The organism is Nitrospiria bacterium (assembly GCA_035517655.1).
Taxonomy (GTDB): domain Bacteria; phylum Nitrospirota; class Nitrospiria; order JACQBZ01; family JACQBZ01; genus JACQBZ01.
The window spans coordinates 1-7,643 of the sequence record DATIYJ010000037.1; the positions used below are offsets into that span (position 1 = coordinate 1).

The window sequence follows — 7,643 nt, forward strand, 5'->3', positions numbered from 1 at the left end:
GGGATATTTTTTCATGAAGGATCTCATCGAGAGGCCTCTCAATTAATGGTTTTCATGTAGTGTTGCCATTGGTTCTTTGTAAAATTTTCAGCAGGTCAAGGGCACCCGAAGTATTTTTAATCTAATCTGATCAAGTCTTTAAAAAAGCAAAAACCTCCCCCCGCGCGTCAGCACGAAGGAAGGCCTTTCTTAGGCTTACCCGTTATCTAATCGCAAGTCACAACAGAACGAGATTCGCCTTTTAAGACCCCGCCCTTCAGGCCGGGCTTTTCAACCCGAGTCAAGAAAGTCCTCGGATTCAATATGCCAAAGATCTCGCCGTAAGCGAACAAACCAAGAAAATCCTTCTCATTTGAAGGATTTCTCTTGAAGGATTTCTCTTACCTATAACAAAGAGTCAACGCCTATTTTGAGCAACGGCTATCTGTATGTGCTTTTTTTGTCGATTTGTCAACTACACAAAAGTGGGTTTTTTTAGGGTATATAGCATATTAGGATAAGGTATGGCGGGCGGGCCGGGAACGGAAAACTTATGGGGTGTTTTGGACCAAACGGATCGAATGCGACCGATTATTTTTACTCATTAATCGGTTTGGGATCGAACAAACCGATTTGCACCATCTCCTCCTGGGTGAACGGGATCGGGTACTGTCCGCTGAAGCAGGCCGTGCAGTAACGGTTGGTCTTGTGCGGCACGGCCTCCAGCATTCCCTCCAGGCTGAGATAGGCCAGGCTGTCGGCCGTGATGTAAGCCCGGATCTCTTCGATGCTGTGGCTATAGGCGATCAATTCCGAGCGCGTCGGCGTATCAATGCCGTAGTAGCAGGGCGAAATGATCGGCGGCGAACTGATCCGAAGGTGGACTTCGCGGGCGCCCGCCTGACGGATCATTTTGATAATCTTCCGGCTGGTCGTTCCCCGCACGATAGAATCGTCCACCACCACCACGCGTTTTCCCTTCAAGACATCCCGGACGGCGTTCAATTTTATCTTGACGCCGAAATGCCGGATCGCCTGCTCCGGCTCGATGAAGGTCCGGCCGACATAATGGTTCCGGATCAATCCGTTTTCGTAGCGAAGATTGGCGGCTTCGGCATATCCCAACGCGGCCGGCACGCCGGAATCCGGAACCGGGATCACGATATCGGCCGGCACCGTCGTTTCCCGGGCCAGCTGTCGTCCCAGATTTTTCCGGATTTCATAGACATGGTGATCAAAGACGCGGCTGTCCGGCCGCGAAAAATAGACGTATTCAAACACACAGTGGGCCGGCTCGGTTTTCGGAAACGGTTTGTAGGAGGTGATCCCGTTTTCGTTGATCAGGACCAGTTCTCCCGGCTCGATGTCGCGGATGTAGTCCGCGTCGATCAGGTCGAACGCGCAGGTTTCGGAGGCCAGCACCCAGGCGTCTTTCACCCGGCCGAGGGAAAGCGGGCGCAGGCCGTAGGGATCCCGCGCCCCGATCAGGCCGTGATCCGAGAGGATCACCAGCGAGAACGCGCCCTTCACCCGGAGCAGGGCCTCGGTCAGACGGCCCATCAGGTCCTTTTCCTTGGACTGGGCGATGAGATGGATGATCACTTCGCTGTCGGAACTGGACTGGAAGATCGCGCCGTACGCTTCGAGCTCATCTCTCAGAAAAGAGGCGTTCGTCAGGTTGCCGTTATGGGCCAGGGCCAGCGTGCCGAGCGCGAAATTGACCATGATCGGCTGGACGTTTTTGAGGCTGTTTTCTCCCGTCGTGGAGTACCGGTTGTGGCCGATGGCCGCGGAACCCTTCAGACGGTCCAGTCGTTCCTTATTGAAAAGATCCGAGACGAGGCCGATGCCCTTTTCCTGATAAAACGTTTTGCCGTCCGATGACACGATCCCCGTCGCTTCCTGGCCGCGATGCTGCAGGGCGTACAAGCCGAGATAGGTCATGTTGGCCGCCTCTTTCGAACCGGCGATTCCGAACACCCCGCATTCCTCGTGAAATTTATCAAACATGGATCAGCGTTGCGTCTCCCCGGCCCGGAAATACGACTCAATGGCCCCTTCCCATGCCGTCCTCATTGTCTCGACCGAGAGATCGATCAAGGGACGATCCTCCCCCTCCGCGCGGATCGTCAAACGACGGCCCTCTACCCGACCGATCACGGCCATCGGGACGTTCCGCTCCACGCAGTGATGTTCGAGTTTCGGAAGAGCGCTTTCATTCACGGTCACGACGATTCTGGACTGGGTTTCTCCGAAGAGATGAGCATCCCGGCGAATCGGGACATCGGGAAGAACGACCGTGGCCCCCAACGAATCTCCGGACATCATCACCGCCTCGGCCAGCGCGACCGCCAGTCCGCCTTCGGAACAATCATGGGCCGATTTAATTATACCAGCCTCGATCGCATCTAAACAACACCTTTGTACTGCCTTCTCCTCGGCCAACTCCAGAAGCGGCGGAAAGCCTCCCTCACGCGAATGAACCCGGCTGAGGTATTCGGTCCCGCCGAGATCTTCCTTGGTTTTTCCGAGAAGGACAACCCGGTCTCCCTCGTCGCGGAAGCCCGGCCGGACCACCCGCTCGGCCTCCTCGATCAGCCCCACCATGCCGATAATCGGCGTCGGATAAATCCCGAGGCTGTTCGTCTCGTTGTAGAAGCTCACATTCCCGCTCACCACCGGGATCTCCAGTTCCCGGCAGGCGTCCGCGATCCCTTCGACCGACAAGGCGAATTGCCACATGACCTCGGGACGTTCGGGATTGCCAAAATTGAGACAATCGGTCAGCCCGATCGGACGACCGCCGGCGCAGACGACGTTTCGGGCCGCCTCGCAGACGGCGATCACGCCTCCCCGGTATGGATTGAGGATGCCGTAACGGCTGTTCCCGTCCACGCTTAGGGCCAAGGCCTTCCGAGTTCCTTTAATCCGAACGACCGCGGATTCAAAGCCGGGCCGAACCACCGTGTTGGTGCGGACCATGTGATCGTACTGCTGATAAATCCACCGCTTGTTCGCGATGATCGGGGAGGCAAGCAACGTAACCAGCGCGGCGCCCAAATCCGACGGCTGCGGGATCAGATCCAGATTGATTCCTTGAAGCGCGTCGAGATACGACGGAATCTGGATGGGCCGTTCATAAACGGGAGCGTCATCGGTCAAGGCCCGGATTGGAAGGTCGGCGACGATCCGGTCTTCTTCCCGGATCACGAGCCGTCGGGTATCCGTGACCCGTCCGATCACGGCCGCGTCCAGATCCCATCGGTCACAGATGTCCAAGATCTCCTTTTCGAAGCCGGGCTTGGCGACCAAAAGCATCCGTTCCTGCGACTCGGAGAGCATCACCTCGTAAGGGGTCATTCTTTCCTCGCGCCGCGGGACGTCGGTGATTTCAAGCTCGATGCCCGTTCCGGCCCGGCCGGCCATCTCGACCGATGAACTTGTGAGACCGGCCGCGCCCATATCCTGAATTCCGACGATCAACTCCCGCTTCATGATCTCCAGGCAGGCTTCCAGCAACAGTTTCTCGGTAAAGGGATCGCCGACCTGGACCATCGGGCGGCGGGCCTCGATCGATTCGTCGAAGCTTTCCGAGGCCATGGTCGCTCCATGAATGCCGTCGCGTCCCGTTTTTGAGCCGATATAGATCACGGTGTTCCCGACCCCTCGGGCGGAGGCCCGGAAGATCCGATCCTTTTCGGCGATACCCAGGCAGAAGACATTGACGAGCGGATTCTGGTTGTAAATCTCGTTAAAGTAGATCTCTCCCCCGACGGTCGGAACCCCCATGCAGTTTCCATAGCCGGCGATTCCGGCCACGACGCCCTCCAGAAGATAACGGTTCTTCGGGATGTCCAAGGAGCCGAACCGCAAGGAATTTAAAAGTGCGATAGGTCGGGCCCCCATGGTAAAAATATCGCGCAGGATTCCGCCGACGCCGGTCGCGGCGCCCTGGTACGGTTCGATGAACGATGGATGGTTATGGCTTTCGATCTTGAAGACGGCCACTTGACCGTCGCCGATATCCACGGCGCCCGCGTTTTCCCCGGGGCCTTGGACGACGCACTCGCCCGTTGTCGGGAGCTTTTTCAGATGAACCTTCGAGCTTTTATAGCTGCAGTGCTCACTCCACATGACCGAGAACAGACCCAATTCAAGGTGATTGGGGTCCCGGCCCAGCAGGGCGAGGATCTTCTGATACTCCTCCTGGGTCAAGCCGTGTTGTTCCAGGGCGTCCGGAGGAAGGATCTGACCGTTCATGTCCGTCCCGCCGTGCGGCGCTCGAGCATCGATTGAAAAATGAATTTCCCATCGGTATTGCCGTCGAACCCTTCGGAGCATCGTTCCGGATGGGGCATCATCCCCAGCACGTTGCCGGCGCGGTTGCAAATTCCCGCGATCCCGTCAAGCGAGCCGTTGGGATTGGCCTCTTCCGTCAGCCGACCTTCAGCCGTGCAATAACGGAGGACAATCTGGCGATGCTCCCGGAGGTCCCGGAGGGTCTCCGGATCGGCGTAGTAGTTGCCCTCGGCATGCGCGATGGGCAGGCGGAGGACCCGGCCGGATCGGATCGAGGCCGTGAACGGCGTTTCCGCGTTCTCGACGCGGACGAAGACATCCCTGCAGATGAATTTCAGGGAACGGTTCCGAAGCATCGCGCCCGGCAACAAACCGGCTTCCAACAGGATCTGGAACCCATTGCAAATTCCCAGGATCGGACCGCCGGCCTCCGCAAAATCCTTTACGCTTTTCATGACGGGTGAATAGTGGGCGATCGCTCCCGTCCGAAGATAGTCTCCGTACGAAAACCCGCCCGGAATAACAAGAGCGTCAAAGCCGCGGAGGGATGTTTCTTTGTGCCAGATAAATTCCACCGGCTGGCCGAGAAGATGCTTAAGGACATGATAGCAATCGTGGTCGCAGTTCGAGCCCGGAAAGACTAAAATTCCAAACCGCATGATTGCTCCGACGGTTAGTCCCCGATTTTCAACAATTCCTTGACGGTTTTAAGCAGGTCATTGGTCTGGATGGGTTTTGGAAGGTACGCGTTGGCGCCCAGGTTCATTCCTTTTTCTTTGTCCGCTTCGGTGCCTTCCGTGCTGACGATGATCACGGGGATCTGACTGTGATTGGGATCTTTTCGTACGATGCTGAGCAACTTCAACCCGTCCATCAGGGGCATGTTGATATCGGCCACGATCAGGTTGAATTTGTTCTCGGAAAGCTTTTTCAAGGCTTCAACGCCGTTTCCGGCCTCGACGATTCGGGCTCCGCGGAGGCGCTTCAAACTGAAGGCAATCAGCTGGCGCATCGTGGGCGAATCTTCAACCACCAAGAAATTATACTCGGCCATCCCGCTCTCTCCGTCGTTATTTGCCTTTTCCGCTTAGAAGATCGATGAAGCCTTGGATCGTCGACAGTTTCCGTTCCGAGACCGAGTAGAGCTTGGAACTGAAGATCGCCGTGGCCGCGTGGCCGGCCAACATGGAAAACAGCTCATAATCCACCCGATTCAGTTTTTTGCTTTTCTGTTCTAGGAGCGAAAAGATGGCCAGGATACCGATGATCCGGTCCTTGATCTTCAGAGGAATGCAGACGATCGGGTCCAGTTCATGGGCGGGTTTGAATCCCTCGACGTCGGGTTGAAAATAACTTTCACCGGTTTTGGCGACGTCTCCGATCACTCCGTCGCCCACCTTTATTTTTCGAAACCGTTTTTCATCCACGCTTTCGGCCACAACGGCGGTCAATTCGTTCATCACCTCGTCAAGAATCAGGATCGCGAAACGATCGGCGCCGACCAAGTTGATCACGATCTCCTGAAGGATTCGGAGCACTTCATTGAAATCCAGCGTGGAGTGGAGCTGATAACTGGCCACATAGAGGTTGGCCAGGTTGTTGTTTTCTTCTTCAACTTCGACGTATTTCTCGGCGAAATCCTTATTTTCGGCCTCGACCTCCTTAAAACGATCCAACAGCGACTGTTTTTCTTCTTTGAGTTGCTCGAGTGCTTCCTGCAACTCGTTAAAGCGGCCCTCCCCTTCCATTCCTTTTTTAACTGTTTTAATTTCCTCCTCCAGTTGGACGATTTTATAGCGGAGGCGCTCGTTTTCCTTCAAGAGATCGTGGGTAAACTCTTCCCCCTTCCGGAAGATTTCCAGAAACTCCCTCGTCTTCTTAAATAAATCCGGCCCCGACTCCGGCTTATCCATGGGCACCTCTATGTTGAGTTTCCAATAGTACCATGTTTCCAACACCGGAACAAGAGGAGGATCTTCTTAGGCCAGGCATCGTCGAACCGTCTCGAGCGGAATTTGATCCAGGGGAAGAACTTTATCGACCACCCCGATTCCGATCGCTTCCTTCGGCATTCCGAAAACCACGCAGGTCTCCTCGGCTTCCGCGATGGTTATTCCTCCTTTTTCCTTAATGGCCTTCATCCCCGCCTTCCCGTCCGAACCCATGCCGGTCAAAAGGATGCCCAAAACCTTTTCGCCGTAGATCTCGGCGGCCGAGATCATCATCCGATCGACCGAGGGGGCGTACTTATCCAAGTCCGCCCTGAATTTCAAACCGATCTGAACGCCGTTGGGTGTGGAGTGAAGTTCCATGTGATAGCCCCCCGGGGAAATGTAAACTCTTCCCGGTTCGATCCGGTCCGCCGGAGCCGCTTCCTTCACGGGAAGAAGGGCGAACTTGTCCAGACGTTCGGCAAAATAAAGAGTAAAGCCGGGAGGCATATGCTGGGCCACGATCACCGCGGCCGGAAAATCTTTCGGCAATTTGCTGATAATGGACTGAATAGCCGGCGGCCCTCCGGTCGACGCCCCGATGGCCACCACCCGCACACTTCCGGTATCCCGCGCGCCATCGGAAACCAAAGGAACGGCCGCCTCGATGGAGCCCTCTTTGTATTTCAGTCGTACCTTATCGGACGAAATGGTCGCCGCCGTCTCGACTTTGGACACCAACTCCGTCCGGAGCTTCATGATCTCCAGCGATGCGCGTTGCGTCGGTTTGCCGATGAAATCGACGGCGCCCAATTCCAGAGCCTTAAATACGTTGTTGCTTTCCGATCGGGAGCTGATCACCACCACGGGAAGAGGCATGTTGGCCATCAGCCAGCGCAGAAAAGTGAAGCCGTCCATGGTGGGCATCTCCAAATCCAGCGTGATGACATCCGGTTTGGAGCGGCTGACGAATCGGATGGCCTCGCTTCCGTTCGGCACGGCGCCGACGACGTCCAGATGCGGGGAAGTCTTCAGGATTCCGGTCAGGGTCTGCCGATAGAACGCCGAATCGTCCACGATCAGCACTTTAATTCGATTCATTCGCGCCAGCCCTCGTTAAGTCATTTCGAGTTTCGGTCGAGTTTCTGATAAACCATATCGTGCTTCAAGTGTCGGAGCGCATAGGCCGTGGATATATTGATCAACGATTCCGAATGACCCAATAGAAGATATCCGGTCTCTTTCAATTTCGAATGAAACAAATCGATCACCTTTCGTTTGGCCGCCAGGTCAAAATAAATAATCACGTTGCGACAGAAGATGATGTCCATGGGATTAATGAAGGCCATTTTATTCGTGTCCAGCAGGTTGAGATGCAAGAAGACGACGTTTCTTTTGACCGCATCCGAGATGCGAAAGGCGTTATCTTCTTTT

The 7,643-nt window shown here is 55.5% G+C and carries 7 protein-coding genes; all 7 read right to left on the minus strand.

What is annotated here, in order from left to right; genetic code table 11:
- Nucleotides 1–576: 576 nt before the first annotated feature.
- Nucleotides 577–1,989 carry an amidophosphoribosyltransferase gene (gene purF / locus VLY20_07530; protein ID HUK56493.1) on the minus strand — a complete coding sequence of 471 codons (1,413 nt, stop codon included), beginning with the start codon at nucleotides 1,987–1,989 and terminating at the stop codon, nucleotides 577–579.
- 3 nt (nucleotides 1,990–1,992) lie between these two features.
- Nucleotides 1,993–4,239 (minus strand): phosphoribosylformylglycinamidine synthase subunit PurL, encoded by a 2,247-nt coding sequence (gene purL, locus VLY20_07535; GenBank protein HUK56494.1) that lies wholly within the window; start codon nucleotides 4,237–4,239, stop codon nucleotides 1,993–1,995.
- The gene (purQ, locus tag VLY20_07540; GenBank protein HUK56495.1) at nucleotides 4,236–4,937 is read right to left on the minus strand and encodes a phosphoribosylformylglycinamidine synthase subunit PurQ; all 702 of its coding nucleotides are present in this window, start codon (nucleotides 4,935–4,937) and stop codon (nucleotides 4,236–4,238) included. The genes purL and purQ overlap by 4 nt, the downstream gene beginning before the upstream one ends.
- Nucleotides 4,938–4,951: 14 nt before the next feature.
- Nucleotides 4,952–5,332, minus strand: coding sequence for a response regulator (locus VLY20_07545; GenBank protein ID HUK56496.1), 381 nt, complete (start codon nucleotides 5,330–5,332; stop codon nucleotides 4,952–4,954).
- Nucleotides 5,333–5,348: 16 nt separating this feature from the next.
- Entirely contained in the window at nucleotides 5,349–6,191 is an 843-nt protein-coding gene (locus VLY20_07550) for a GAF domain-containing protein (GenBank protein HUK56497.1), read from the minus strand.
- A gap of 66 nt (nucleotides 6,192–6,257) precedes the next feature.
- Nucleotides 6,258–7,310 carry a chemotaxis response regulator protein-glutamate methylesterase gene (locus VLY20_07555; GenBank protein HUK56498.1) on the minus strand — a complete coding sequence of 351 codons (1,053 nt, stop codon included), beginning with the start codon at nucleotides 7,308–7,310 and terminating at the stop codon, nucleotides 6,258–6,260.
- A gap of 20 nt (nucleotides 7,311–7,330) precedes the next feature.
- Nucleotides 7,331–7,643, minus strand: a 313-nt coding sequence (locus VLY20_07560) for a CheR family methyltransferase (GenBank protein ID HUK56499.1), incomplete at its 5' end; no start/stop codon positions are given.

What these genes read in the sequence shown, in the direction of transcription:
- purF (HUK56493.1), bottom strand. Translation starts at nt 1,989, where the DNA reads ATGTTTGATAAATTTCACGAGGAATGCGGGGTGTTCGGAATCGCCGGT.
- purL (HUK56494.1), bottom strand. Translation starts at nt 4,239, where the DNA reads ATGAACGGTCAGATCCTTCCTCCGGACGCCCTGGAACAACACGGCTTG.
- purQ (HUK56495.1), bottom strand. Translation starts at nt 4,937, where the DNA reads ATGCGGTTTGGAATTTTAGTCTTTCCGGGCTCGAACTGCGACCACGAT.
- VLY20_07545 (HUK56496.1), bottom strand. Translation starts at nt 5,332, where the DNA reads ATGGCCGAGTATAATTTCTTGGTGGTTGAAGATTCGCCCACGATGCGC.
- VLY20_07550 (HUK56497.1), bottom strand. Translation starts at nt 6,191, where the DNA reads ATGGATAAGCCGGAGTCGGGGCCGGATTTATTTAAGAAGACGAGGGAG.
- VLY20_07555 (HUK56498.1), bottom strand. Translation starts at nt 7,310, where the DNA reads ATGAATCGAATTAAAGTGCTGATCGTGGACGATTCGGCGTTCTATCGG.